At 72.0% G+C, this 25,072-nt stretch carries 22 protein-coding genes; 13 read left to right on the top strand and 9 right to left on the bottom strand.

Going from position 1 to position 25,072, the window contains the following annotated elements; genetic code table 11:
* Positions 1–24: 24 nt before the first annotated feature.
* Genes AB0B91_RS20050 through AB0B91_RS20040 form a run of 3 tightly spaced genes read left to right on the top strand, consistent with a single transcriptional unit; the run spans position 25 to position 7,120 of the window.
* A complete protein-coding gene (locus tag AB0B91_RS20050) occupies positions 25–1,161 on the top strand; it encodes an AAA family ATPase (RefSeq protein WP_358321344.1) in 1,137 nt (378 codons plus the stop codon).
* A complete protein-coding gene (locus tag AB0B91_RS20045; RefSeq protein WP_358321341.1) occupies positions 1,158–4,994 on the top strand; it encodes a DUF5682 family protein in 3,837 nt (1,278 codons plus the stop codon). Before AB0B91_RS20050 ends, AB0B91_RS20045 begins: the two co-directional genes overlap by 4 nt.
* Positions 4,994–7,120, top strand: coding sequence for an SWIM zinc finger family protein (locus AB0B91_RS20040; RefSeq protein WP_358321339.1), 2,127 nt, complete (start codon positions 4,994–4,996; stop codon positions 7,118–7,120). The genes AB0B91_RS20045 and AB0B91_RS20040 overlap by 1 nt, the downstream gene beginning before the upstream one ends.
* A gap of 435 nt (positions 7,121–7,555) precedes the next feature.
* Here the strand turns inward: AB0B91_RS20040 and AB0B91_RS20035 are convergent, their stop codons facing one another.
* The gene (locus tag AB0B91_RS20035) at positions 7,556–8,671 is read right to left on the bottom strand and encodes a branched-chain amino acid aminotransferase (protein WP_358321336.1); all 1,116 of its coding nucleotides are present in this window, start codon (positions 8,669–8,671) and stop codon (positions 7,556–7,558) included.
* A 381-nt stretch (positions 8,672–9,052) separates the two neighbouring features.
* On the opposite strand from AB0B91_RS20035, the gene AB0B91_RS20030 reads away from it, so the two are divergent.
* On the top strand, positions 9,053–9,997 hold the full coding sequence (locus tag AB0B91_RS20030; RefSeq protein ID WP_358321333.1) for a zinc-binding dehydrogenase: 945 nt from the start codon (positions 9,053–9,055) through the stop codon (positions 9,995–9,997).
* A 186-nt stretch (positions 9,998–10,183) separates the two neighbouring features.
* Here AB0B91_RS20030 and AB0B91_RS20025 read toward each other — a convergent pair whose 3' ends face one another.
* The gene (locus AB0B91_RS20025) at positions 10,184–11,302 is read right to left on the bottom strand and encodes an epoxide hydrolase family protein (protein ID WP_358321330.1); all 1,119 of its coding nucleotides are present in this window, start codon (positions 11,300–11,302) and stop codon (positions 10,184–10,186) included.
* Between the two features lie 43 nt (positions 11,303–11,345).
* Positions 11,346–12,179: an NAD(P)H-binding protein gene (locus AB0B91_RS20020; RefSeq protein WP_358321328.1), complete on the bottom strand. Its 834-nt coding sequence runs from the start codon at positions 12,177–12,179 to the stop codon at positions 11,346–11,348.
* Between the two features lie 112 nt (positions 12,180–12,291).
* On the opposite strand from AB0B91_RS20020, the gene AB0B91_RS20015 reads away from it, so the two are divergent.
* The 4 genes from AB0B91_RS20015 (at position 12,292) to AB0B91_RS20000 (ending at position 16,114) form a co-directional block, all read left to right on the top strand.
* Complete coding sequence (locus tag AB0B91_RS20015) at positions 12,292–13,272, top strand: WYL domain-containing protein (protein WP_358321325.1); 981 nt, start codon at positions 12,292–12,294, stop codon at positions 13,270–13,272.
* A 59-nt stretch (positions 13,273–13,331) separates the two neighbouring features.
* Positions 13,332–14,351, top strand: coding sequence for an NADP-dependent oxidoreductase (locus tag AB0B91_RS20010; protein WP_358321322.1), 1,020 nt, complete (start codon positions 13,332–13,334; stop codon positions 14,349–14,351).
* Positions 14,352–14,367: 16 nt separating this feature from the next.
* The gene (locus AB0B91_RS20005; protein WP_358321319.1) at positions 14,368–14,754 is read left to right on the top strand and encodes a MerR family transcriptional regulator; all 387 of its coding nucleotides are present in this window, start codon (positions 14,368–14,370) and stop codon (positions 14,752–14,754) included.
* An 88-nt stretch (positions 14,755–14,842) separates the two neighbouring features.
* Positions 14,843–16,114: a lipase family protein gene (locus tag AB0B91_RS20000; protein WP_358321316.1), complete on the top strand. Its 1,272-nt coding sequence runs from the start codon at positions 14,843–14,845 to the stop codon at positions 16,112–16,114.
* 11 nt (positions 16,115–16,125) lie between these two features.
* On the opposite strand, the gene AB0B91_RS19995 is transcribed toward AB0B91_RS20000, so the two are convergent.
* Positions 16,126–16,644 carry a GNAT family N-acetyltransferase gene (locus AB0B91_RS19995; protein WP_358321313.1) on the bottom strand — a complete coding sequence of 173 codons (519 nt, stop codon included), beginning with the start codon at positions 16,642–16,644 and terminating at the stop codon, positions 16,126–16,128.
* An 80-nt stretch (positions 16,645–16,724) separates the two neighbouring features.
* Between AB0B91_RS19995 and AB0B91_RS19990 the strand changes: the two genes are divergently transcribed.
* Complete coding sequence (locus AB0B91_RS19990; protein ID WP_358321311.1) at positions 16,725–17,309, top strand: TetR/AcrR family transcriptional regulator; 585 nt, start codon at positions 16,725–16,727, stop codon at positions 17,307–17,309.
* A 77-nt stretch (positions 17,310–17,386) separates the two neighbouring features.
* The gene (locus AB0B91_RS19985; protein ID WP_358321308.1) at positions 17,387–18,559 is read left to right on the top strand and encodes an MFS transporter; all 1,173 of its coding nucleotides are present in this window, start codon (positions 17,387–17,389) and stop codon (positions 18,557–18,559) included.
* Here the strand turns inward: AB0B91_RS19985 and AB0B91_RS19980 are convergent.
* On the bottom strand, positions 18,539–19,798 hold the full coding sequence (locus tag AB0B91_RS19980) for an MFS transporter (RefSeq protein WP_358321305.1): 1,260 nt from the start codon (positions 19,796–19,798) through the stop codon (positions 18,539–18,541). The genes AB0B91_RS19985 and AB0B91_RS19980 overlap by 21 nt on opposite strands.
* A 92-nt stretch (positions 19,799–19,890) precedes the next feature.
* Positions 19,891–20,322: a MarR family transcriptional regulator gene (locus AB0B91_RS19975; protein ID WP_358321302.1), complete on the bottom strand. Its 432-nt coding sequence runs from the start codon at positions 20,320–20,322 to the stop codon at positions 19,891–19,893.
* Between the two features lie 79 nt (positions 20,323–20,401).
* Between AB0B91_RS19975 and AB0B91_RS19970 the strand changes: the two genes are divergently transcribed.
* Positions 20,402–20,815 carry an organic hydroperoxide resistance protein gene (locus AB0B91_RS19970; RefSeq protein ID WP_358321301.1) on the top strand — a complete coding sequence of 138 codons (414 nt, stop codon included), beginning with the start codon at positions 20,402–20,404 and terminating at the stop codon, positions 20,813–20,815.
* A gap of 214 nt (positions 20,816–21,029) precedes the next feature.
* Here AB0B91_RS19970 and AB0B91_RS19965 read toward each other — a convergent pair whose 3' ends face one another.
* A complete protein-coding gene (locus AB0B91_RS19965; protein ID WP_358321298.1) occupies positions 21,030–21,500 on the bottom strand; it encodes a VOC family protein in 471 nt (156 codons plus the stop codon).
* A 110-nt stretch (positions 21,501–21,610) separates the two neighbouring features.
* Positions 21,611–22,147 (bottom strand): TetR/AcrR family transcriptional regulator C-terminal domain-containing protein, encoded by a 537-nt coding sequence (locus AB0B91_RS19960; RefSeq protein ID WP_358321296.1) that lies wholly within the window; start codon positions 22,145–22,147, stop codon positions 21,611–21,613.
* A 93-nt stretch (positions 22,148–22,240) separates the two neighbouring features.
* Between AB0B91_RS19960 and AB0B91_RS19955 the strand changes: the two genes are divergently transcribed.
* Positions 22,241–23,404: an NAD(P)/FAD-dependent oxidoreductase gene (locus AB0B91_RS19955; RefSeq protein WP_358321293.1), complete on the top strand. Its 1,164-nt coding sequence runs from the start codon at positions 22,241–22,243 to the stop codon at positions 23,402–23,404.
* Between the two features lie 10 nt (positions 23,405–23,414).
* On the opposite strand, the gene AB0B91_RS19950 is transcribed toward AB0B91_RS19955, so the two are convergent.
* Positions 23,415–24,071 carry a pyridoxamine 5'-phosphate oxidase family protein gene (locus AB0B91_RS19950; protein ID WP_358321290.1) on the bottom strand — a complete coding sequence of 219 codons (657 nt, stop codon included), beginning with the start codon at positions 24,069–24,071 and terminating at the stop codon, positions 23,415–23,417.
* Between the two features lie 148 nt (positions 24,072–24,219).
* Between AB0B91_RS19950 and AB0B91_RS19945 the strand changes: the two genes are divergently transcribed.
* Positions 24,220–25,062: a universal stress protein gene (locus AB0B91_RS19945; protein ID WP_358321287.1), complete on the top strand. Its 843-nt coding sequence runs from the start codon at positions 24,220–24,222 to the stop codon at positions 25,060–25,062.
* The last annotated feature ends 10 nt before the right edge of the window (positions 25,063–25,072 follow it).

Raw genomic sequence — 25,072 nt, 5'->3', positions numbered from 1 at the left:
CGACTCTCCTAAGGACTTCACTTCATGACCCTGACCGAAGACCGGGCTCCGGCCCGGCAGGTAATCTCCGCCGAAGAGCGATACGCCGACGAGCTCGCCTTCCTCGCCGCCCACGACACCGGCCCGCGCCCGCCCGGCTGGGCGCTGACCCCGCGCGCCGTGGTGACCTTCATCTGCGGCAGCGGTGACGAGACGCTGGTGGGGCCGGCGTCCAAGATGAAGGTGGCCGCCAAGTTCGTCGGCGAGCGCGCCCTCGTCGAACGCTGCGTGGTGACCCTCGCCGGCGAACGCGGCCTGCTGCTGGTCGGCGAGCCCGGCACCGCCAAGTCGATGCTGTCCGAGCTGCTGGCCGCCGCCGTGTGCGGCACCAGCGCGCTCACCGTCCAGGGCACCGCGGGAACGACCGAGGACGCCTTCCGGTACGGCTGGAACTACGCCCTCCTCCTCGCCCAGGGCCCCAGCCCCGCCGCGCTGGTCGACTCCCCGGTGCTCACCGCCATGCGGTCCGGCCGCGTCGCCCGGGTGGAGGAGATCACCCGCTGCCTGCCCGAGGTGCAGGACGCCCTGGTGTCCATCCTGTCCGACCGGCGGGTCAGCGTACCGGAACTGGCCGGCACCGAAGACGCCCAGGTGGCGGCCACATCCGGGTTCACCGTGATCGCCACGGCCAACCTGCGCGACCGCGGCGTCTCGGAGATGTCGGCCGCCCTGAAGCGCCGGTTCAACTTCGAGACCGTCGACCCCATCTCCGACGCCGGGGCGGAGACCGCCCTCGTACGCCACCAGGCCACCGCCGTCGTCCAGCGGGCCGGCGCCGCCTTCGGCGTGGACGACGCCGTGCTCGACGCGCTGGTCACCGTCTTCCGCGACCTGCGCTCCGGGCGCTCGGCCGAGGGCTGGGACGTGGAACGGCCCGGCACGGTCATGTCCACCGCCGAAGCCGTGCAGGTCGCCGCCTCGCTGGGCGTGGCGGCGGCGTACCTGCCCAGCGGTGATGTCCTTGACCTGGTGCCGGGGCATCTGCTCGGCGTGGTGCGCAAGGACGATCCGGCGGACCACGGGCGGCTCCTGGGCTACTGGGACGGGCCGGTGCGGCGGCGGGCCGAGGACGGCTCCGCCATGTGGCGCCGGCTCTGGGACCTGCGGGAGAACCTCCGTTGACCACCCAGAATCTCGACTCGCGGTCCGCGCAGGGTGCCGGTGACGCTGATCCCAGGCAGGCGGTCGCCGCGCTGGCCTCCTCCGCGCGGCCGTACCTGCTGGGAGTCCGTCACCACAGCCCCGCCCTGGCCGTCGCCCTGCCCGCGCTGCTGGACGCCGCCGACGCCGAGGTGGTCTGCGTCGAGCTGCCGGCGGACTTCCAGCAGTGGCTGGTGCACCTGGCCGACCCGGGGACCATCGCGCCGGTCGCCCTCGCGGGGGCTCGTGGTGACGGTGGGCTGGGCTTCTACCCGTTCGCGGACTTCTCGCCGGAACTGGTGGCCATCCGCTGGGCCTGGAAACGCGGCGCGGAGGTCCTGTGCTGCGACCTCCCGCTGTCCGACCCCGGCTGGCACGCCACCGACCCCTCCCCGCTGGCGGGCACGGCCGAGGACGCCGGCCCGCCTGCGGGAACGACGGCAGCCGCGCCGGAGGACTCCGGCACGTTGCCGGGGGCGTCGGTGGGTGCGGCAACGTCCCGGAGGAGGTCCTTCGCCGAGGCGTTGAGCGCGGCGGGGACCGGCCGCGAAGGGGACGACATGTGGGACAGGGCCGTGGAGGTCCTGGCGCCCGGATGCGAGCCGGAAGCGGTCCGCCGCGCCGCCCTCGGCGTCGGCTGGGCGTTGCGCCGAGACGCCGCGGCGGCAGGCGGCGTACCGGCCATGGACCTGGCACGCGAGGCGCACATGCGCCGCGTCATCACGGGCGCCGCGGCCAACGGGCGGCGCGTCGTGGCAGTGGTCGGCGCCTTCCACGCACCCGCGCTGACCGTGCCCGGCGCGGACGGCCCCGCGCTGACCGTGCCCGACCCGGACGGAGCCACCGGTCCGTCCAAGGGCGGCCACACTGTCGCCTCGTCCGGGACTGTCGCCTTGTCCGAGAGCGACGGGACCGGCGATGGCGACGTCAGCGGTCCGTTCGCGGACGACGGTTCGTCGTCGGTCACCTCGCTCGTCCCGTACGCCTTCGACCTGCTCGACTCCCGGTCCGGCTACCCGGCGGGCATCCGCGACCCGCGCTGGCAGCAGGCGGTGTTCACGGCGGACGGCGATCCCGAGCGGGTCAGGGACGGCGCCGCCCGCGCCATCACCGACCTGTGCCGGGAGCTCCGCGCGGCCGGGCACACCGCGGGCACCGGCGAGGCCGTCGAGACGTTGCGGCTGGCCTGCGACCTGGCCCGGCTACGCGGCCTGCCCGCCCCCGGGCGGGGTGAGCTGCTGGAGGCAGTGACGACCGTGCTCGGCCAGGGCGAGCCCCTGGGCCGGGGACGGGCCCTGGCCAAGGCGCTCGACACCGTGTTCGTCGGCACCGAACGCGGGCGGACCGCGCCGGGCACACCACGTTCCGGGCTGGGGCCCGCGGTCGAGGCGGATCTCGCCGCGCTCCGGCTCCCGTGCCCGGACGATCCCGAACGCCGTGAAGTACGCCTCGACCCGCTCCGCTCCGACCTGGACGCGCGCCGTGAGGTACTCCTGAAGCGCCTGCTGGTCTGCGGCGTCGGCTACGGCGAACCGATCGAGGTGGTGGGTACAGGCGATTCCACCGCACTCACCACCAGGTGGCGGCTGGCCTGGACCCCGGCGGTCCCGGCCCTGCTCGACCTGGCGGGCGTACGCGGCGTGACCCTCGCCCAGGCGGCGGCCGGTACGTTGCGTGAGACCTTCCGCCGCGAGTCCGCGGAAGGAGGGCCCACCTGCGGCCTGATCCTCGGCGGCCTGCGTGCCGCGGCCGGTTGCGACCTGCCCGACCTGGTCGCGGACCGCCTCGCCGACGCCGCCGTCACACTGCCCGCCACCGCCACGCTCACCGAACTGCTCGAAGCCCTCGACCTGCTGGAGGCGCTGCGCCGCCGGCATCTCCCCGGCACCACCCCGGAAGGCCGCGAGCACGCCGCCGAACTGTCCGGCACCCTGCTGGAGGCCGCGGTCCGCGCCCTGCCCGGCCTGGCCGGCAGCGACCAGCCGGAGGACGCGGTCGCCCTGGTCGCCCTCGCCTCCCGGGTCGGCGAAGAGCGACTCGGGCTGCGGATGGACGACGCCCTGGCGGTGCTCGCGCGTACGGCGTCGCCGCTCATCCAGGGCGCGGCCCTGGCCGCCCGTGTGCTGCTCGACCTGGACGGGCCCGACTCGCTCGGCGAGCGGGCCGCCGGCTGGGTCGACACCGCCACCGGCCCCGACGGCCGCCTCCGCCTGAGCCGCCTGCTGACCGGCGTGCTCACGGCCGCCGGGCCGCTGCTCCAGACGGCCCCGGCGGCGCTCGACCCGCTCATGGATCGAGTCGACGGCCTGGCCGACAGGGAGTTCCTCGACCGGCTGCCGGCGTTGCGGGGTGGGTTCGACACCCTCAGCCCGGCCGGTCGTACCCGGCTGCTGGGGGCTGTGTCCGAACGGCTCGGAGACCGGCTCGACCTGGCACTGGACGCTCCGGCCGCGCTCCTCGCCCTCTGGACCGCCGCCGACTCCGCCGCTCTGGAGGCCTTGCGCGCCCTCCGGCTCCCCATCCCCGCGCTGACCACCTCCGGCGATCCGGAGGAACGGGTAGCCGAGGTGACTCGCACCGACAGCCAGGCCCTACCGGAAGGGGAAGCCCGCACTGAGCGCCTCTCCTCGCTGGACGGGGAGGCGGACGCGGCTCGCGCCGAGCGCCGGTCCGAGGTGGACGGTGACGGTCGTGTCGAGCGAAGGCTGCTGCCGGTTGACCGGTGGCGGTTGCTGCTCGGGCGGGAGTCGGAGCGGCTTCCGGCCGGTGCTCGTGCCTACGCGCGGGCCCTTGACGAGCTGTACGGATCGGGACGCGGGGAAGGCGCCAACGACTTCGGCACGGGAGGCGACGCCGGTGGCAGGGAGAACCCCTTCCCCACCGCCCGTGAGTGGGGTGAGGAGCTGGAGAACCTCTTCGGGACCGAGGTACGCGAGGAGGTGCTGGCCCGGGCCGCCGACGCCGGCCGGATCGACGTGCTCAGCGAGCTCGATCCCGCCTCGGTGCGGCCATCCGTCGAGCTGCTGACCTCCGTACTGTCTCTGGCCGGCGGCCTGCCCGAGCAGCAGGTCGCCAAGCTGCGGCCACTAGTACGCCGCCTGGTGGAGGAGTTGACCCGGGAGCTGGCGACCCGGATGCGGCCCGCCATGACCGGGCTGGCGACCCCACGCCCGACCCGCCGTCCCGGTGGGCGGCTCGACCTGCCGCGTACCCTGCGCGCCAACCTGTCGCACACGCGCCGCCTCGACGACGGCCGGCTGGTGGTGGTCCCGGAACGGCCGGTGTTCAGCACCAGGTCCCGGCAGGAGGCCGACTGGCGGCTGATCCTGGTGGTCGACGTGTCCGGGTCGATGGAGGCTTCGGTGGTCTGGTCCGCTCTCACGGCCGCCGTCCTGGCGGGCGTGCCGACGCTGTCCACCCACTTCCTGTCGTTCTCCACGCAGGTGATCGATCTGACGGACCGGGTGACCGATCCGCTGTCCCTGCTGCTGGAGGTACGGGTCGGCGGTGGTACGCACATCGCCGCGGGCCTCGCTCAGGCCCGGTCGCTGGTCACGGTGCCGAGTCGTACGCTCGTCGTGGTCGTCAGCGACTTCGAGGAGGGCTACCCGATCGGGGGCCTGCTCGGTGAGGTACGGGCGCTGGCCGGGTCCGGTGTTCACCTGCTGGGGTGCGCGGCCTTGGACGACAGCGGCGTACCCCGTTACTCGATCCCCGTCGCTCAGCAGCTCGTCGCGGCCGGCATGCCCGTCGCCGCCCTCAGCCCGCTCGCCCTCGCCCGATGGGTCGGCGACCGCCTTCGGGGAGAGAAATGATGAATTCCCCCACCACGACCTCTGTCTCCTCGGCTGCCGGGCAACTGCCGCCGGCGGCGCCGCAGGTGGTCGCCGCCGCCGTCGAGGGCCTCACGTCCCGGCTGCGTAAGAAGCTGGACGCGGCGATCGAGCAGTACGCCGCCGTGCCCGTTGCCGTCGACGACGAGGGCGTCCGGATCAGCTGTGGCGAGGACGCGGTGGTCACGCTCTCGCCGGGGCCGTCCGGTGCGATCGTCGACGACGGCCAAGCGCGGTGCAGTTGCCTCCTGGCGCCACGATGTCTGCATCGCGCGGCCGTACTGAGTGCCTGCCCGGTGGCGGACCTGGAGCCCATCGGGACCGCCGAAAGCTCCGGCGCGGGTGATGCCCCACTCGGCGCCGATACGGTCGCCGGGTCCGCGTCCGACGGGACGGCCACCGACCCGGGCGCGGCGCCCGCTGCCGCGCTGGCGACCGCGGGGTCTGGCAACGCTCAGGCGACGAACGCTGGGTCAAGCGCCACAGGGCAGGACGCCGCCAAGGGCGCAGCGCCGGATACCGCGCAGGCGCCGAGTGCCGCGCAAGTGGCGGCGGCGGCGAGTCTCTGGCGTGCCGCCGCGGCCATCCTGTCGACCGGGGCGCCCGCGGCTGGTGCGGTGCCTCAGGGCGAGCTGCTCAGGGCCGCGCATACAGCCAGGCTGGCCGGATTGCCCAAGGCCGAGGCCGCCGCTCTGCGAGTGGTACGCGGGCTGCGCGCGGCTCGGGCCCGCCACGACGGGCATCGCCTCGCCGACCTGGTGTCCGCGCTGCGCGAGCTCCTGCTCACCGCGGGCCGGCTGGCCGGGGCCGACCCCGATCCGGCGCTGGTCGGCAGCGTGCGCCGGAACTATCAGCCGGGAGGGAGCCTGCGGGTGTACGGCGTTTTCCGGGAGCCGGTGATCAGCGCCACCGGCTACGGCGGCGTCGTCACCCACCTGGTCACCGACGACGGCCGGTGGTTCTCGGTGGCCGATGTCAAGCCGGGCGGTCCGGCCCGTGCCCGTGGGGCCGCCACCGCGCCCGTCTCCATCGGCCCCGCCATGCTGAACCACGCGCAACTGGCGCGGGCTGGGCTGCTGATCACCGGGGCGACGATCTCGCCTGATGGGCGTCTGGGGGCGGGCGGTGGCGTGCGGGCCACCCCGGTCTCGGGGATGTCGTGGACGGCGGGGCCGATGGCGGCGCTGTTCGCCCGCCCGCTGGCTGAGGCGGTCGGTCCCCGGCTCTCCGGGCACGCCTGGAGCGAGGCGGACACAGAGGATAAGGCTCGCGAACCGGTTGGATGCGACCTGGTAATCGTCGGCGCCGCAGGCGACCACGTACTCGCCCGCGAACTACTACCCACAGATGACCAGTCGGCCGTCCCTGGCCCTGGACCGCAGCCTGCGGACGATACCTCGCGCGCCCTGCCCGCGGACGATCAGGTAAGGGCTCTGCCGTCCGCTGGAGCGCCGCAAGCCGATCCGCAGGTCCCGGTACGCCCGGTCGGCCCGCTGATCCGGCTCGTTCCGGCGGCCCATCACCCCGACCTGGCTCACGTCGCCAATCTGCAGCGGCTCGCGTCCCGGCCCGGTCTGGTGGTGCGGGTGGTGGGCAGGGTGGATCCCGATCGGGCGGCCACCCTGCGTCCGCTGGCGGTGGGACCGGTGCCGGGGGCCGAGGCGACGCTGCGACTTCCCGCCGAATGGCAGGACCGGGCCGATCTCGGGTACGACCGTCTGCAGGGCTCCCACCTCCCACCGCCGGAGGCGTGCCTGCCCGTGCAGACGGAGGCCGGAAGCGAGGTGGACCCGGTGGCGAGCGCACCGCTCTGGCGGGTTCGTCGGCTGGTCGAGCTGGGCGTCTCCGGCGGGCGGCGAGCGGTCGCCGAATCGGCGCGCAACGGCGACTCCCACGCGCCGCTGCGCCGGGCCGGGTTCCGGACTGCCGCCGAACTCGCCACCACGCTCACCGCCGAGGCCGACCGCAGGACGCGTGACGTGTTCGGCCGGTTGGCGGACTCCGGCCCCGACCGGTACGCGTGGGCGTGGCTGGCCGCGGCGACCCACCTCGCGGCCACGGAACGAGCCATGATCCAGTCCTCCTGGCAGGCGGACCATCTCCTGTGAAGGGCGACTCTCCGTGATGGGCGGGCCTCCGTGAAGAGCGGCTGATCGCCGAGAACGTCTCCCCTTGAGCTGGACCGTTGTTCAGTGGTGCCGGTCCGCAAGGCGTGGAGCCTTACCCAGGCGATCGTTGGGCCTCCGCTGATCCGGCGGGGGCGCCGATCACAGCCACGAAGGCCCGCTCTCTTACGCCGGGCCAGAGGAGTATGGACAGGGGAGGGGCGAAGAAGGCCGCTGCGGACGCAGGGATCGGCGGGGTTGACGCCGACCGCGTGAATGCGGACGCGGACCTGCCCGGAGCCAGGGCCGGAGACCGCTGTACGGTCTCCGGCTGCGCTGAGGCTGGTCAGGTCGTGAAGATCTGGCGGCGGGCGTGGTCCAGGAGGGTCTTCCTGGGCGGGGCGGAGGTGACGAAGCGGGAGGCGCCGTGGGTGCTGGTCAGTGCACTGTCGTGCGCGGATGGTGCACCCAGCCGTTCGGGTCGGGGGCCCGGCCGGTCTGTACGGCCAGGAGCTCCTCGCGTAACAAGAGGGTGAGGGGACCGGGCTGGCCGTCGGCCATCTGCCAGGCGGTGGTGCGTGTGCGGGCCCGGCCGACGGGGGTGATGACAGCGGCGGTGCCGCAGGCGAAGACCTCGGTGATCGAGCCGTCCGCCGCGCCCGTTCGCCACTCCTCCAGACTGATGCGGCTCTCGCTGACGGGGTGGCCGAGGTCGCGGGCGAGGGTGAGGACGCAGTCGCGGGTGATCCCGGGCAGCAGTGAGCCGGTGAGGGCCGGGGTGATGATCTCGGCGGCAGGGCCGTGGCCGCGTACGAAGAAGAGGTTCATGGCGCCCACTTCCTCGATCCAGCGCCGCTCGATCGCATCGAGCCAGACCACCTGGGCGCAGCCGTGCTCGGCGGCGTCATTCTGGGCGAGGAAGGCGGCGGCGTAGTTCCCGGCGAACTTGGCGGCGCCGGTGCCGCCCGGGGCGGCCCGTACATAGTCCTCGGCGACCCACACCGACAGGGGTCTGATGCCTTCGGGGAAGTACGATCCGGCCGGGGAGGCGATGAGCAGGAACAGGTACTCGGCCGAGGGCCGGACGCTGAGCGTGCGCTCGGTGGCGAACATCAGCGGCCGCAGATACAGAGAATGCTCAGCGGCGTCGGGCACCCAGCACCGATCCTGACTCACGAGCAGCTCGCATGCCTTCATGAACAGCTCCACGGGCAGTTCCGGCATGGCCATCCGGCGGGCGCTCGCCTGGAAGCGGTGCGCGTTGGCCTCGGGCCGGAACAGGGCGACCGTACCGTCCGGCTGTCGATACGCCTTGAGACCCTCGAAGATCGACTGGCCGTAGTGCAGTCCTGTGGCGGCCGGGTCGATGGTCAGCGGAGCGTATGGGCCCAGTGCGGCGTCATGCCAGCCCGCCTCGCCGGTCCACCGGATGGTGACCATGTGATCTGTCATGTACCGGCCGAAGCCGGGCGCGGCCAGAATCTGCTGCCGCTCGGTGTCAGAACGCAGGTGAGGATGCGGTTTGATGGTGAACTGAGGGAGCGTGAGGGGCATCGGGGTTCCCTAAAGGGCGAGTGCTCACCGTGGTGCGCGGTCAGCGGGTGCGGAACGGGCTTCGGAGGACTGGCTACGGGCCAGGGATGCGGGCCGTCGAGGAGCCTGCGCAGGGCGCGGCGGAACTCGGTGAAGAACCGCTCGCGTGTCTCGGCGGTGGTGCAGCCCAGTAACAGGCAGGGGGGTCGAGATCTTCCAAAACCATGAGCAAGCAACTGCCCGTCGCCCGTGCGTACAGCGTAGACCCGCTTGATGCCGGGGTGAATGGCGTCGACGAAGGAGAACGGCGCACCGTATCGGATGGAGGTGATCGCGAGTTGACCTCGAGCTCGGTTGAGGTTGCATGCTGGGGACGACATCAGCCGAACAGGGGAGAGCAACGTGCGCGCGGTGTGGTTGAAGGAGTTCGGCAGGCCCGAGGTGCTCATACCTGGAGATGCCCCCGACCCGGTCCCGGGGCCTGGGCAGGTGTTGATCGACGTCGCCTACGCCAACATCACCTTTGTCGAGACCCAGTTCCGGTCGGGCGCGCCGTCGCCGTTCAAGCGGGAGCTGCCGATGATCCCGGGCAACGGCGTCGGGGGCATCGTCACGGCGGTCGGCGAGGGCGTCGACTCCGACCTGGTCACCCGTCGGGTGGTGACCTCCACGGGCGGCTCCGGCGGTTATGCAGAACGGGCCGCGGTGGACGTGTCCGGGCTCTACACCGTCCCTGACGGCCTCGAACTGGACGACGCGGTCGCGATCCTGGCCGACGGGCGTACCGCGACCATGATGATCCGGGCGACCGCACCGCAGCCCGGGGAACGGGTTCTGGTCGAGGCGGCGGCCGGCGGCGTGGGCTCGCTCCTCGTACAGCTGGCCAAGTCGGCGGGTGCCACCGTCGTCGCGGCGGCCGGGGGTTCGCGCAAGACCGGCGTGGCCCGCGACCTGGGCGCCGACGAGGTGGTCGACTACACGGCTCCGGGCTGGTCCGACGGGGTCGCCTCCGTCGACGTCGTCCTCGACGGGGTCGGCGGCGACATCGCCCGAGCCGCCTTCGAACTGCTCGGCCAAGGCGGCCGGATGGTCAGCTTCGGGCTGGCGAGCGGAGAGTGGGCCGGCATCGAGGAGGAGGCCGCTGTCGCGCGCGGCGTCACGCTCGTCCAGGCGAAGCCCACCCCGCAGACGATGCGCGAGTACACCGAGAGCGCCCTCGCCGAGGCCGCTGCCGGACGGCTGCGGCCGCTGATCGGGCAGCGCTTCCCCCTTGAGCGGGCCGCCGCCGCGCATGCCGCCATCGAGTCGCGCGCGAGCGTCGGCAAGACCCTGCTCGAAGTGTGCTGACGGTCCAGCCGGTCGCGCGGGCCCGCCGCGTATCCACCCTCGCCGTCAGCGGGACCAGCCGTAGCGCTCCCTCACGTCACATGCCAGATGCATTCTTGGGCGACCCGCTTGGGGGCCAGGCCGGCGCCGGGCGAAACGCCATCAACCTCTGAAACGAATGCGCCCGGTGAACGGCCCCGCAGCCCGTCAGGAGAGGCCGGCGAAGAAGGCCCGGATGTCTCCGGCGAGCAGGTCGGGCGCCTCCATGGCCGCGAAGTGGCCACCACGCTCGAACTCCGACCAGCGCACGATGTTGTGGACCTTGTCGGCGAAGACCCGGATGGCGTAGTCGGTGACGAAGACGGCGACCCCGGTGGGGACGGTGCCGCGCGGCTTGGGCGCCCACATGGCGTGGTCGTGGAAGCGCTCGTAGTACGAGTTGGCCGTCGAGCGCGCCGTCCCGGTCAGCCAGTACAGCATCACGTTGGTCAGTAGCCGGTCCCGGCCGACGGCGTCCTCGGGGAGCTTGGCCGCCGGATCGCTCCACTCCTGGAACTTCTCCACGATCCACGCCAGTTGCCCGACGGGAGAGTCGGTCAGCGCGTAGGCAAGGGTGTCCGGGCGGCTGCCCTGCACCTGCATGTACGCGGCCCCCTCGTCCTGGAACCGCTTCATCGCCGCCAGACGTGCCTGCTCGGCCTCGGTGAGGCGGGCCATGTCGTCCGGGTCGCCCGTGGGGAAGGCGAACATCGAGTTGAGGTGCACCCCGATCACCCGCTCGGGCTCGGCCCGCCCCACCAGCGGCGCGATCAGGGCCCCGACGTCGCCGCCCTGCACGCCGTAGCGCTCGTACCCCAGCCGTTCCATCAGCCGCGCGAACGCCGCCGCGGCGCGCCCGTCGGTCCAGCCGGCCTCGGTGAGCGGGCTGGAGAACGCGAAGCCGGGCAGCGAGGGGACGACCAGGTGGAACCGGTCGGCGAGCAGCTCGATGACGTCGGCGAACTCCACCACCGACCCCGGCCAGCCGTGCAGCAGCAGGAGTGGCGTGGCGTCCGGGGCCGCGGAGCGGACGTGCAGGAAGTGGATCACGGCGCCGTCGATCACTGTGGTGTACTGCGGGTGCTCGTTCAGCGCGGCCTCGTTCGCACGCCAGTCGTAGCCGTCGGCCCAGTAGCCCACGAGGTCCTTCAGGTAGGCCGCGGGCACGCCCCGGCTCCAGTCGTCGGCGGGAGAGGCGTCCGGCCAGCGCGTCTGCGCCAGCCGCCGGCGCAGGTCGTCCAGTTTCTCCTGCGGAACGTCGATCTTGAACGGTCGGATGTCGGACATGGCGCTCAGCTCTCTCTCAATGGTGGGTCGGTGGTTACGGCGGTCAGAATGCGGCGGCGTGGTCGATCACCCATTCGCGGTAGCTCCGCGCGGGGTGACCGGTGACGTCCTCGACGCCGGTGGTGGTCGGTGCGGTACGGCCGACGGAGTCGGACCAGGCTTTGAAGATGCCGTCAAGGATGGGAGCCGGGACGTGTGCGCTCATGGCCTGCCGCACCGACTCGGGGGGAAGATCGGTGAAGCGGATCGGCCGGCCGAGCACCTCGCCGATGATCCGGGCCTGCTCCGCATGGGTCAGTGACTCGGGGCCGGTCAGCTTGTAGACGCGGCCGGCGTGCCCGTCCTGGGTCAGCGCCGCGACTGCGACGGCGGCGATGTCGGCCTCGTGCACCGGTGCGGCCGTCGCCTCGGCGTAGGCACCGCGCACCAGGTCGCCGGACTTGGTCTGCCCGGTCCACATCAGGGTGTTGGCGGCGAAGACGTCCGGGCGCAGGAAGGTCCACTCCAGGCCCGAGGCGCGCAGGGCCTGCTCGATCTCGGCGTGGTACGTAGCGATCGGTCCGTCCTGGACCTCCGCGTCGTCATCGACCCCTCCGGAGGACAGCAGCACCACCTTGCGCACTCCGGCCTGCCGCGCCGCGGTGACGAAATCCGGTCCGCTGCCGGGGACGGCGAACAGGAACACCGCGTCGACGCCGGCCAGGGCCGGGCCCAGCGACGCGGCGTCGGCCAGGTCGCCGGCCACGACGTCGACTTCCGCCGCCCACATCGCGCGCTGCGGGTCGCGGGTGAGGGCCCGGACGGCTTGGCCGTTCTCGACCAGCAGGTTCAGCACGTGGCGGCCGACGTTCCCGGTGGCACCGGTGATGAGGATCATGACGTTCTCCCGTGGATCGCGTGCCCCGTTCGGGCTTGCAGGACAGACACTAGGAACCGTTGAGGACAGGTATGGTCCTCAAGGAACGTCGTCTCTCAAGGAGTTTTCGGACATGCTGGAGACCTCGGCGCGGCTGCTGCGGCTGTTGTCCCTGATGCAGTCGCGGCGCGACTGGCCGGGGCCGGAACTGGCCGACCGGCTGGGCGTGACCACACGTACGGTCCGGCGTGACATCGATCGGCTCCGCGACCTGGGCTACCCGGTGGAGTCCGCGACCGGCACGGCCGGTGGTTACCGGCTGGGTGCCGGCGCCGCCCTGCCGCCGCTGCTGCTGGACGACGAGGAGGCCGTCGCCATAGCCGTGGGGCTGCGCGCGGCCGCCGTGGGATCGGTCTCCGGAATGGAGGAGACGTCGCTGCGCGCGCTGGCCAAACTCGAACAGGTCCTGCCCTCACGGCTGCGCCACAGGGTGACGGCGATGCAGTCCGCGATCGTGCCGCTGACCGGCCCCGGGCCGGCAGTGGATGCCAACCTGCTGGCGGCCCTGGCCGCGGCCTGCCGCGCCCACGAGGGAATCCGCTTCGGCTACCAGAAACGCACCCGCCGCGCCGAGCCGTACAGCCTGGTCCACACCGGCCGCCGCTGGTACCTGCTGGCCTTCGACCTGGACCGCGACGATTGGCGTACCTTCCGCGTCGACCGTATCGACGCCCCACCACAGCCGGGCCCGCGTTTCACTCCACGGCCGGCACCGGCGGAAGACCTGCGTGCCTTCATGTCTGACGCGTTGTCCTCGGCGCCGTACCGATTCCAGGCGAAGATCCTGTTCCGCGCGCCGATCGAAGTGGTCGCCGAACACACCTCACCCACTGCCGGAAGGCTGGAGAAGCTCGACGAGCAGTCGTGCCTGTTCTACGCCGGCGCCGGCTCACTGGATCAGATCGCCGTGTATGTCGCGCTCAAAGGCATCGACTTCCAGGTCGTGGACCCGCCCGAACTCCGAGCCCATGTTCGGGCGCTGGCGGCACGTCTGACCCGCGCCGGCGAAGAGCCGGGTGATCGACCCACCAGGAGCACGTCCCCTTGCCCTTGACGTGCGGGTCAAGGGTTAAGGTCGCGACGCCCTTTGGCCGAACATCTGAGGAGTGCGACGTGCCGACCCTGCCGCGAACGTCAAGAGAAGTCCAGCTCGCCACCGTGCCCGACGGGCTGCCCAAGGCAGAGCATTTCGTGGTCACCGAGGTCCCCCTGCCGGCGCCGGACGACGGCCACATGCTGGTCCGCAATCGGTTCTTCCACGTCTTCGCCGCCCTTCGCACGCTGATCGGCGGGAGCGTGAAGGACGCGCCCATGCCGCCGGTGCGCCCCGGCGACACGCTGTTCGGGCCCGCGGTCGGAGAGGTCGTGTCGCCCACCGGGGACAGCGGGCCGCAGGTCGGCGACCTGGTCTCACACTGGCTGGGCTGGCACGAGTACGCGGTCGTGCCGGTCGGTCAGGTCACGCCCTTGGGCGATGCGCTGCCCGACCCCGTCGCGCACCTGGGCCAGGGCGGGCTCGCCTACGCGGCGCTGACCAGGGACGCCGAGGTCAGGCCGGGGGACACGGTGTTCGTCTCGGGCGCCGCGGGCGGGGTCGGATCGCTCGCCGGGCAGATCGCCCGCCTGCTCGGCGCCGGTCAGGTGATCGGCAGCACCAGCTCGCGGGAGAAGGCCGATCGGCTGATCTCCGAGCTGGGGTACGACGCGGCCGTGATCCGCGGCGCGGCGCCGATCGAGGAGCAGCTCGCGAAGGTCGCCCCGGACGGCATCGACGTCTACCTGGACAACGTCGGCGGCGACCAGCTCCAGGCGGCGATCGCCGCAGCCCGCCCCGGAGCCCGGTTCGTCCTGATCGGCGCACTGTCCGGACAGATGTCACCCCGCGGAACGGGTGGGACGGCGCCGGTCGAACTCGACACCTACCAGCTCATCCTCAAGCGCGTCTCGATGCGGGCTTTCCAGGGCTTCGACGAGCAGGCGCGATCCCAGTGGCTCGAACGCTTCGGCGGCTGGCTACGCGCGGGCGACATCACGTTCCCGTACGTCCGGATCGCGGGCATCGATGACGCGCCGCGGGCGTTGCAGGAATTGATCGAGGGACGGCATTTCGGGACCGTCATCGTCCAGCTGTAGGGCTTCTGGAGGATCGATGCGCATCGGCGACGCGGCAGCAGCGGCGGGCACCACACCCCGGGCACTGCGGTTCTACGAGCAGCGCGGGCTGCTGACCGCGCCGCCGCGCACGGCGACCGGGCAACGCGAGTACGGGCCGGGCGAGGTGGCCCGTGTGCGCGTCATCCGCGAGCTGCTGTCGCTCGGTCTGACGATCGAGGACGTACGTAGCTGCGCCGATCGCCTGCACCTGTTGGACGGCGACACACTGCCGCCACGCGGCGGCCCCGGCTGCTCCACGGAGAACGGCGTGGTGGAGCGCAGGCTCGCCACCCTCGACTCGGAGATCACCCGCCTGTCCCGGCTGCGCGACCAACTCGCCGCGCGGGCCGGAGTGGAGGAGGACGCGAACAGCGCGCTGTAGGGGAAGGCATGTGGCCCAGATCACTGTCACATCGCATGACCGTGTCCCGTCCGGTTGGTGAATGATCCACCGACTGAAAGACACCGATATGTGGACTCTCCGTCAGGCCGCCGCCGCACTGCTCGCCGCAGGCGCGATGATCACGGCCACCGCGTCCCCCGGCAATGCCGCCACAGCGCTCAAGACCACCCCTTCCCTCAACCAGGCCGACGCGGTGCCATGCGACCAGTGGTGCCAGACCGCCTGGGAACAGCAGCGCGCCAACGCCCTGCCCAGAACCGGCTTCTACGACCCGCCCACCCCGCTGCGCTGGGCCCCGGCGGGCACGCTGATCCGCAAGGAGGCGGCCACCGGCCACGCCGTCCCGGCCACGCGTACGCTCTACCACTCACGTGACTCCGGCGGCCGCGACGTCGCCGCCTCGGCCGTGGTCCTGGTGCCGCAGGGCACCCCGCCGTCCGGCGGCTGGCCGGTGGTCGTCGACGCCCACGGCGCCAGCGGCATCGGCCGTGACTGCGCCCCCTCGCTGATGCGCGACCTCTACCACGGCGACCAGATGCGGCGCTTCCTGGACAAGGGTTACGCCGTGGTCGCCCCCGACTACGCGGGCCTGGGCGCCGCCGGGCAGCACGCGCTCGGGGACAAGACCGCCGTGGCCAACGACGTGATCGGCGCCCTGCGTTCGGCCCGCCGGGCCGTGCCCGCGCTGTCGTACCGCTGGGTGCTGTGGGGCCACTCCCAGGGTGGCGCGGCGGCGCTGAGCGTCGCCGAACGCCAGCTCGACCGGCCGGAGCCCGGCTACCTCGGCGCGGTGGTCACCTCGCCCGCCGCCGACCTCACCCAGATCGTCACGCATGCCGCCACCCAGCCGGGTCTCGGCGGCTTCGTCCCGCTGATCGCCGCCGGCGCCAAGGCCGGCGACGACCGCGTCCGCCTGGACCGGGTGCTGACGCCCCAGGCGCTGGCCGCGCTGGAGGTCACGCGGACCGGCTGCCTGGGCGTGGTGGCGGCGGTCTACCGCGAGCTGACCGGGCCCGACCTGGTCCAGCCCGGCTACCTGGCCGAACCGGGCTTCGCCCGCTTCCTGGCCCGCAACACCACCGGTGTACGACCGGTCGCCGGGCCGGTGCTGCTGTTGCAGGGCGACGCCGACAGCGTCGTGACCCGGGCGATGACCGACCAGGTGGCCGCGACGCTCTGCCGTACCGGATCCCGGGTGGACTACCGCACCTATCCGGGACTGGAGCACGACACCTATCCGGGTGCGGTGACGGGCATCGACGACGGCGCCATGCCCGACATCCTCGCCTGGACCGCCGAGCGGTTCGGCGGCGAGCAGGCCGCCACGACCTGCTCCTGACCCGGGCCGGGCTATGCCCGTAGCCGCATGGCGGAGTCGGCCGAACGGACGAAGCCCAGCGACCGGTAGAGCGGCTCGCCCTCGGGGGAGGCGAGCAGGTCGATCGTCTTGATGCCACGGCCGCGATACCAGGCGAGCAGCGCCGTCATGCAACTCCGGGAATGGCCGCGCCGGCGGTGAGCCGGATCGGTCACGACATTGAAGACGTATCCCATCTCACCGCTGGGGTTGACCGGTCCCGGGAGCCGACGCTCGACGGTGCCCACCGCACAGGCGGCCAGCAGCCCCGCAGGGACCGGCCGGTCCGGTTGCTCCGGCTGGTCGGGTCGGTCCGGGTGGACCGGCTGGTCCACGACGAAGGCGACCAGCGTGGGGTGCGGCTCGGCCAGTCGCTCGCGCAGCGTCGCGGCCGCGGCCTCCCGCCAGCCGTCCCCGGCCCCCTCGTGCCTGGCCAGGTCGTTCATCAACACTCCGCGCAAGCGGACCAGCTCCGCGGCGTCCGCCGCGGTCGCCCTGCGTGCCTCGTTCATCGGCCAGAGCCTAGCCACCGCCCTGGCCGTCCGGGAACCAGTTCTTGACTGATCTGTACAAAAGTCGCTAGGTTCAGCTCATGGGCAGACCCCGCGAGTACAGCGATCAGGCCGTCCTGGACGCCGCGATGGAGGTGTTCTGGGAGAAGGGCTACGAGGCGGCCACCACCCAGGACCTGTGCGAGCGCACCGGGCTCGGCCGCGGCAGCCTGTACAACGCGTTCGGCAGCAAGCACCGCCTGTACGAGGAGGCTATTCGCCGCTACGCCGCGACCCGGGCCGATGCCCAGTTGGGGATGCTGGCGGACCCGGAAGCCGGGTCGGTGCGGGAGCGGCTGCGGGAGATGATGCTGGGCGTCATCGACGCCGACCTGGCCGACCCCGGCCGGCGCGGCTGCCTGGCGCTGAACGCCGCCACCGAGTCGAGCGGGCGCACCGAAAACGTCGCGGCGCTGGTGCGGCGGCAGTTCGTGGACCTGGAGCGGGCGATCTGCCACCTGGTGACGGTCGGCCAGAGCACGGGTGAGCTGTCCGCCGACCGGCCGCCGCTCCAGGTGGCGCGGGCGTTCCAGAGCGCCTACTACGGCCTGCGCGTGCTCGCGAAGGTGACCGACGACAGCAAGGCCCTGCTGGACGTCGTGGACGGGGCGCTCGCCGCCCTGTGAGCGCCGGTGGCCGAGCGTCGCGGGCATGGTGCTGCCCGTTTTTTGTACTGATCAGTCAACTATTAGAGGTGGAACGAGTGGCGGTACTCTCCCTGATGCTGTGCGTGTTCGGCATCACGACCGGCGAGTTCGTGATCGCCGGCATCCTGCCGGACATCGCCGATGACCTGGCCGTGTCGATTCCGGCGGCCGGACTGCTGGTGACGGCCTACGCGATCGGGATGATCATCGGCGGCCCGGTGCTGACGGCGCTCACCGCGCGCTTCGCCCGCAGGCCGCTCATCCTCGTACTGCTCGCCGTCGTGATCATCGGAAATCTGGCGTCGGCGCTCGCACCGACGTACGCCGTGCTGTTCGGAGCACGGATCGTCACCTCGCTGGTGACCTCCACGTTCTTCGCCAACGCGATCGTCATCGCGGCCTCGACCGCCCCGCCGGGCAAGCAGGCCTCCACCGTGTCCAAGCTGGTTTTCGGGATGAACCTGTCGATGATCCTCGGTGCGCCTATCGGCACCTTCATCGGCAACGGGCTGGGGTGGCGGTCCACGTTCGTGGCCATCGCCGGGTGCTGTGTGCTCGGGTTGCTGCTGGTGCTGCGGTTCGTACCGGACGTACAGAAGGCCACGCCCGGCACGTCCGCGCTGGCCGAGCTCCGGGTGTTGCGCGGCAGTGACGTGCGGCTCGCCATCGCGGTCACGGCGGTGGGCAATGCGGGGCTGCTCATCGTGTTCACCTATTTCGCGCCGCTGCTCACCGGCGTCACCGGATTCGCCGGCGACGCGGTCGCCGTTCTGCTGCTGGTGTACGGCCTCGGCGCGGCGGTCGGCAACTTCGCCGGGGGCTGGCTGTCGGACCGGGCGCTGATGCCGTCACAGGTCAGCCTGCTCGCCGCCCTCGCGGCGACGCTGGTGCTGATGTGGACGGTCAGCGCCGGGACGACGATCACCGCGGTCCTGGTCTTCGTGATCGGCGCGCTGGGCTTCTCCGTCATCCCCGGCATGCAGACCAGGGTCCTGACCGCCGCCACCGCGGCGCCGACGCTCGCCATGGCGGTGAACGCGTCCGCCTACCAACTCGCCGCGGCCTTCGCCGCCTGGCTGGGCGGCCGGGTCATCGACGGCGGGTTCGGGCTGCGGTCCCTCTACCTCGTCAGCGCCGCTGTCACCGTGGCCGGGATCGTCGTGAGCTGCTATGCGTGGTTCCGCGATCGGGGAGTGGTGGAGCCGGAGTCACGCGTCGAGCCCGTCTGACGCGAGCGCGGGTCGCGCGGGCTCCAGGTGGAACTGCTCGGCCCGCTGCGGCACGACCACCGCGATCAGCGCGCCCAGCACGGTGGTGCCGATCAGCAGCCCGAACGCGGCGGTATAGGAGTAGTTGTCGACCAGCCAGCCCATCAGCACCGGCGCGATGACACCCGCCACCTGCCCGCCGACGTTGACCACGCCCATGCCCGAGCCGATCACCTCCGGCGGCAGCGCCCGCACCGGCATGCCCAGGATGCCCATCATCGACAGCCCGCCCACCCCCATGGCCAGCGTCTGGAACAGGGTGAACCCGGCCGCGGTCTCCGCTCGCAGCATCAGCACCAGCAGCACGGCGGTGCAGAGCAGCAGCGGGATGACGTACAGGCGGGCCCGGTCGTGGAAGTAGCGGTCGAACAGCCAGCCGCCGAGGATGACCGTCACGGTCATCACCAGGCCGGGGATGGCCGCGTACAGGCCCGTCTTCAGCAGCGAGATGCCCCGCGCCTCCAGCAGATAGCTGGGCACCCAGGTGATCATCCCGTACCCGAGCATGTTGGTCGCGCAGAACAACGCCGCGAACTTCCACACCGACGGCGCCCGCAGCACGGACCCGAGCGGGGGAGCGGGGCGGGACAGATCGCCGGACCCGTTCAGCCCGGCGGGCAGCGGCGCGGGGAGCAGCGCCCACAGCAGCAGCCCGATCGCCACCCCCGCGGCGGCCGTCACCCAGAACGTGTGCCGCCACCCGAACGCCAGCAGCAGCGGCGCCACGACCAGCGGCGCCAGGCCCGCGCCCAGCTGGCTGGCGGCCAGCATCGCGCCCGCCGCGGTGGCCCGCCGGGCGGGGGTGGTCCGCTCGGACAGGGCCTTGAAGGACGCGCCGGGGAACAGCCCCTGCCCCACGCCGAACAGCGCCCGGATCACCAGCAACGCGACCAGCCCCCAGGCCAGGCCGGTCAGCGCGGTGAACACCGACCACAGCGCGAGCGACACCACGAGCAGCCTGCGCGAGCCGAACCGGTCGGCGAGCAGCCCGCCGGGGATCTGGCACAGCAGGTACACCAGGGCGAACACGGTGACCAGCGAGCCCTGTTCGGTCTTGGTGAGCTCGAAGTCCGCGCCGATGAAGGGCAGGGCGACCGCGATCATCACCCGGTCGACGTAGTCGACGACCCACACGCCCATGAGCAGGCCGGCGGTGAGGACGGCGGTCTTCCTGACATCGACGGTGTACGTGCTTCCCAAGGCGACCTCCGGTGATGCGGGCGTTCCGCACTCTTCTTACAGACCAACCGGCGGCACTTCGGGCGGTTCGCCGAATCGTGGGGAGACGAGAGCTATGTCGCTTCGGTGAGGCTTTGGGTCATCCGGCCGAGCGTACGGTGCAGATCGGCCAGCTCGCTCATCCGCAAGCCGGTGGCGTCCAGTACGTGCTCAGGCACCCGCAGGGCGGACTCGCGCAGCGCCGTGCCCGCCTCGGTGAGCCGCACCACCACGGACCGTTCGTCGCTGGCACTGCGTTCGCGCAGGACGAGCCCAGCCGCCTCCAGCCGCTTGAGCAGCGGTGACAGGGTGCCGGAGTCGAGCCGCAACGCCACACCCAGCTCCTTGACCGTCACCGGCTCGCGCTCCCACAGGACCAGCATCACCAGATACTGCGGATAGGTCAGTCCCAGGTCGGCCAGTTCGCGCCGGTAGAAGCCGTCGAGCGCGCGAGACGCGGCGTGTACGGCGAAGCACACCTGATTCTCCAGCAGCAACGCGTTCATGACACCAGCATACCCGGGGTTGACGGCGAGCAATTTAATTGTGCACAATTGAGTTACAGGCAACCGATTAGGAGCGATCATGAGCACCCTCTACACCGCCATAGCCACCGCGACGGGCCGCGAAGGCCGCGCCGTCGCCTCCGACGGCCGCCTGGACGTGGCCCTCTCCCGGCCGAAGGAGCTGGGCGGCACCGGCAGCGGCACCAACCCGGAGCAGCTCTTCGCCGCGGGCTACGCCGCCTGCTTCGCCAGTGCCCTCGACCTGGTGGCCAAGCGTATGAAGGTGGACGCCGAGCAGGCGTCGGTCACCGCCGAAGTGGGTCTCGCCGCGAACGGCGACGGCGGCTTCACCCTGGAAGTCGCGCTCCGCGTCGAACTCCCCGATCACCTGCAGGGCGAGACCGGCCGCGCCCTGGTGGAGGCCACGCACCAGGTGTGCCCGTACTCGAACGCCACCCGCGGCAACATCCCGGTGGCGCTCGTCATCGAGTAGTGCGTCTTGACGGTCCGCTGCGGTCGGCGGCCGGCGCCTTCGACGAGGCGGCCGCCGGCGCGCTCCGGCTCCGCCCCCATGAGTTGCGCAGATAGAGGACCCCGGCCCGCCCTGTCCCAGGATGGCCGGACCGAGGTCGCCTACCGCAGGCCCGGCACCGCCGAGATGGTCATCGGCTACCAGAAACCCGCGGCGAGCGCCGGGTAGCCCCCGCTCAGAGCCCGGCGGCCGCTTCCAGGGCGCTGATGTCGATCTTCCGCATGCCCATCATGGCCTTCATGACCTGCTGCGCCTTGGCCGGGTCGGGGTTGCCCAGCAGCTCGGGCAGCGCCTTGGGGATGATCTGCCAGGACAGGCCCCACCGGTCCTTCAGCCAGCCGCACTGCGACTCCTCGCCGCCTTCTGTGAGCTTCGCCCACAGCTCGTCGACCTCCTCCTGCGACGCGCAGTCGACGTACAGGGAGATCGCCTCGGTGAACGCGAACTGCGGGCCGCCGTTCAGCGCGAGGAAGCGCTGGCCTGCCAGCTCGAACGACACCATCATGGCCGTCCCCGCCGGTCCCGGCCCCGCGTCGCCGTAACGGTTGACCTCGAGGATCCGCGAGTCCTCGAAGATCGAGGTGTAGAACTCGGCCGCCTCTTCGGCCTGGTTGTCGAACCACAGGTACGTGGTGATCTTCTGCATCGTGCGCTCCTCCGCGTTCGGGACAGTGCGTCCCGTGCTGTCCTATCGCTGACGCGTCGAACGGGTCGACGGCGATTCGACACGACGGAGCAAGAATTTTCCGGTGGATTTCACGACGAAGATCCTTTGACCCCGGCGATGATCAATTCGAGTCCCTCGCGGAAGGCGTGGTCGCGGAACTCCCTGGGCTGGGTCCCGCGGGCCTGTTCCTCGGTCGTGTAGCCGTTGACGTAGGCCATGACGGTGTCCACGGCGACGGCGGCCATGCCCGCGGGGACGCCCGCGTCCGCCAGGGTGGCGATGAGGGCGTGGTAGAAGGCGACGGCCTCTTTGCCCGGGTTCTGGAAGGTGGACATCAGGCGCGCGCCATCGCGGTGGGCCAGCATGAGCTCACGCGTGCCGATGGCGAGGCCGCGCAGCTGCTCGTCCCAGGGGCCGTCGAGTGGCGGGACGGCGTCGGCCGGTGGGATGACCAGGTGCGCGACCATGGCGTCCAGCAGGGCCTGCTTGCTGGGGTAATGCCGGTACAGGGCGCCTGCCTGCACACCGAGCCGCCCCGCCAGCAGGCGCATGGTGAGACCGTCCAGGCCGACCTCGTCGAGCAGCTCGATCGCCGCCTGAAGCACCTCGGCACGCCGCTGCCCCATCGAATCCTCCCAAAGTCCCGGTTGACAACCCGGCTCCGCGTACGTGAACAATGTACACGTGAACGTTGTTCACGTCGGAGACGGGAGAGTTTCATGACCGAGCAAGGCGTGGGACGGGTGCTGGTGATCGGGGCGGGCCTCGGCGGGCTGACGCTCGCGCACGCGCTCGTCCGTGCGGGCATCGACGTACGTGTGTACGAGGCGGATGACGGCAGCGGCGAGCGGTCCCAGGGATACCGGATCGGGCTGGCGGAGCCCGGGTTGTCCGCCCTGCGCGCGAGCCTGCCGCGGCGGCTCTACGACCTGGTCGAGGTCACCAGCGGGAGCCTTACGGGGCCGGGACTGCTGTTCGACGAGCAGCTCACGGTGCTCAGCCGCGACCTGGAGGGGCCGTCGGCGGAGACCAGGGCGGTGGACCGCCAGGTGCTGCGGCGGATCCTGCTCGGCGACCTGGGCGACCGGGTCGCGCACGGCAAGCGGCTGAGAGGTTTCGCGGAGAAGCCGGATGGGAGCGTGACCGCGAGCTTCGCCGACGGCACGCAGGCCACCGGTGCGGTTCTGGTCGGCGCCGACGGCGCGAACTCCGTGGTGCGGCGGCACCTGGTGCCCGAGGTGGGGTTCGTCGACTCGGACCTGTGCGGGGCGATGGGGCGCACGCCGATCACCGACCGCTTCCTGCGGCTGGTGCCGGGGCGCGGCACGATGGTCAAGGGTCCCGGAGTCACACTGATGCTGGGCCGGATGCAGTTCGGCAGGGAACCGTCCGAGGCCGCCGCCGAGCTCGTTCCCGGGCTGGACCTGCCCTACCGGGACAGCTACGTACGGTGGGTGCTGCTGGTCCCGCCGGGGCACCCGGGGGCCACAGAGTCGGGGGACGCGCGCGAGCTGGTGCTGGACCTCATCGACGGCTGGCACCCCGACCTGCGGGATCTGGTGCGCTCGGCCGACATGAGCGCCGTAGGCCGGTCCAAGATCTACGACCGGCCGATGCCGTCCTGGCCGGTGGGCCGGGTCACGCTGCTCGGCGACGCCGCCCACCTGACCCTGGCCAGCGGCGGGAACGGCGCGAACACCGCCATGCAGGACGCCGTCCGACTGTCGGCGCGGCTGGCCGAGGTCGATCGGGGCGAGCGGGACCTGACGTCGGCACTGGGGGAGTACCAGGCCGATCTGCTCGACCGCGGGAACGCGGCAGTGGCGCACGGCAAGGAGGCGCTGAAGAGGTTCGTCCCTCCGCAGCCGCAGGAAACGCCGTGAAGGAGCCGGTTCACCGGCCGTGGACGCGGCGGCCGGTGATCTGGTGCGGGACGATGCGGATGTAGAGCCGGCGGTCGCCGCCGGCCCACGGGGTGACGTCGGAGTCGGCGACCCCGGCCGCCTCGTCCGGTGGCACGTGGTGGGCGGGGCCTTGGATGAGGACGCTCCAGCCCTCGCTCAGTGCCTCGTCCATCCGGTCGACCTCGAAGCCGACCTTGATCTCCACGTCCCGCAAGCCGGTGCGCAGGTCCTGGTCCATGGGGCCGCCGTGTGAGGTGCGGAACACGATGGCGCCGTCGTGGAGCCGGTAGTTGACGGGCAGCACCGTCGGCCCGTGCGAGCCGTTGAACGCCACCCGGCCGATGCCGCCCGGCGCGACCAGGCGCAGGCACTCCTCGGGCTCCAGCACTTCCAGGACCGGGTCGGCCGCGGCGGGGCCGCCACCGGACGGGCGGTCCCGGCCGCCGCCCAGCAGATCTTGGACGGTGGTCTCCAGCGCGGTGGCCAGGCGGGTCAGCGTGCCGGCGTTCGGGGGGCTCAGGTGCCCTTCGAGGTACTGGACGTACCCGGGGGACATCTCCGCGCGGTCGGCGACCTGCTCGCGGGTGAGACCCAGCCGTTCGCGGTGGTGAATCATCCGACGTGCGAAGTCACCGGTGCCGGTCATGATCGTCTCCTTGTCCTCATGCCCATGACGGTACGCACAGGTCACGGGGGCCAACAGGGTCCTTCGGCTCTTGCCTGACGGACTTCCGGCCCTGCACCGGCGCTCGGTGAGCGGGGTGCGATGGGAGGGAGGCGAAGGAGGACAGATCATGATCGTCGTAGGAGTGGACGGCTCGGTGGCCGCGCGGGCCGCGGTGGAGTGGGCGGTCAACGACGCCTTCCGGATGAAGGAGCCGCTGCGGATCGTGCATGCGGTGGCCCGTTCGCCGTACCAGATCGGTAGGTTCCCCAGCTCGGCGTCGCCCGACACGCTGCTGCGTGAGGGGCAGCGGATTCTGCGGGAAGCGCTGGCCTTGGCCCGTGAGCGCCGGCCGGAGGTCGAGGTCATGACGGCGGACATCGAGGGCGCGCCCGCGCAGGTGCTGCGTGAGCAGGCCGGGGACGCGACCGAGATCGTGCTGGGCAGCCGCGGGCTCGGCGGGTTCGCCGGTGCGTTGCTGGGCTCGGTCAATACGCACGTGGCGGGGCGGGTGCGTTGTCCCGTCGTGGTGGTGCGGGACGATCATCGGCCGGTGCTCGGGGAGATCGTGGTCGGGGTGGACGACTCGCCGCAGTCCGAGCCGGCGCTGGCGTACGCCTTCCGGCAGGCCGAGGTGCGGGGCAGCGTGCTGAGGGTGGTGCACGCCTGGCAGCTTCCGGTGCACGCGTTCGCGCCAGAGGTGGTCTACGGCATGGACGAGGTGCGTATCGCGCAGTACCAGGTGGTCCGCGACCGGCTGGAAACGTTCAGGAAGGACTACCCGCTGGTGACGGTGGTCGAGGACGTCCAACAGGGGCAGCCGGTGGAGGCGCTCACCGACGCGTCCGCCCGCGCCGACCTACTGGTGGTGGGCTCGCACGGTCACGGCGCGCTGGGCGCGATGCTGCTCGGCTCGGTCAGCCGCGGCGTCCTGCACCACGTCCACTGCCCGGTGGCGATAGTGCGCGCGTGAAGATCAGCGC

It is taken from the genome of Nonomuraea sp. NPDC049141 (assembly GCF_040648415.1).
Classification (GTDB): Bacteria; Actinomycetota; Actinomycetes; order Streptosporangiales; family Streptosporangiaceae; genus Nonomuraea.
This window is presented reverse-complemented; position numbering and strand designations above follow the sequence as displayed.

Bases quoted from the DNA above. Each gene is read 5' to 3' on its own strand.
- AB0B91_RS20050 (WP_358321344.1), top strand. From the start codon at position 25: ATGACCCTGACCGAAGACCGGGCTCCGGCCCGGCAGGTAATCTCCGCC.
- AB0B91_RS20040 (WP_358321339.1), top strand. From the start codon at position 4,994: ATGAATTCCCCCACCACGACCTCTGTCTCCTCGGCTGCCGGGCAACTG.
- AB0B91_RS20035 (WP_358321336.1), bottom strand. From the start codon at position 8,671: ATGCCCCTCACGCTCCCTCAGTTCACCATCAAACCGCATCCTCACCTG.
- AB0B91_RS20025 (WP_358321330.1), bottom strand. From the start codon at position 11,302: ATGTCCGACATCCGACCGTTCAAGATCGACGTTCCGCAGGAGAAACTG.
- AB0B91_RS20020 (WP_358321328.1), bottom strand. From the start codon at position 12,179: ATGATCCTCATCACCGGTGCCACCGGGAACGTCGGCCGCCACGTGCTG.
- AB0B91_RS20015 (WP_358321325.1), top strand. From the start codon at position 12,292: ATGCTGGAGACCTCGGCGCGGCTGCTGCGGCTGTTGTCCCTGATGCAG.
- AB0B91_RS20005 (WP_358321319.1), top strand. From the start codon at position 14,368: ATGCGCATCGGCGACGCGGCAGCAGCGGCGGGCACCACACCCCGGGCA.
- AB0B91_RS20000 (WP_358321316.1), top strand. From the start codon at position 14,843: ATGTGGACTCTCCGTCAGGCCGCCGCCGCACTGCTCGCCGCAGGCGCG.
- AB0B91_RS19995 (WP_358321313.1), bottom strand. From the start codon at position 16,644: ATGAACGAGGCACGCAGGGCGACCGCGGCGGACGCCGCGGAGCTGGTC.
- AB0B91_RS19990 (WP_358321311.1), top strand. From the start codon at position 16,725: ATGGGCAGACCCCGCGAGTACAGCGATCAGGCCGTCCTGGACGCCGCG.
- AB0B91_RS19975 (WP_358321302.1), bottom strand. From the start codon at position 20,322: ATGAACGCGTTGCTGCTGGAGAATCAGGTGTGCTTCGCCGTACACGCC.
- AB0B91_RS19970 (WP_358321301.1), top strand. From the start codon at position 20,402: ATGAGCACCCTCTACACCGCCATAGCCACCGCGACGGGCCGCGAAGGC.
- AB0B91_RS19965 (WP_358321298.1), bottom strand. From the start codon at position 21,500: ATGCAGAAGATCACCACGTACCTGTGGTTCGACAACCAGGCCGAAGAG.
- AB0B91_RS19960 (WP_358321296.1), bottom strand. From the start codon at position 22,147: ATGGGGCAGCGGCGTGCCGAGGTGCTTCAGGCGGCGATCGAGCTGCTC.
- AB0B91_RS19955 (WP_358321293.1), top strand. From the start codon at position 22,241: ATGACCGAGCAAGGCGTGGGACGGGTGCTGGTGATCGGGGCGGGCCTC.
- AB0B91_RS19950 (WP_358321290.1), bottom strand. From the start codon at position 24,071: ATGACCGGCACCGGTGACTTCGCACGTCGGATGATTCACCACCGCGAA.
- AB0B91_RS19945 (WP_358321287.1), top strand. From the start codon at position 24,220: ATGATCGTCGTAGGAGTGGACGGCTCGGTGGCCGCGCGGGCCGCGGTG.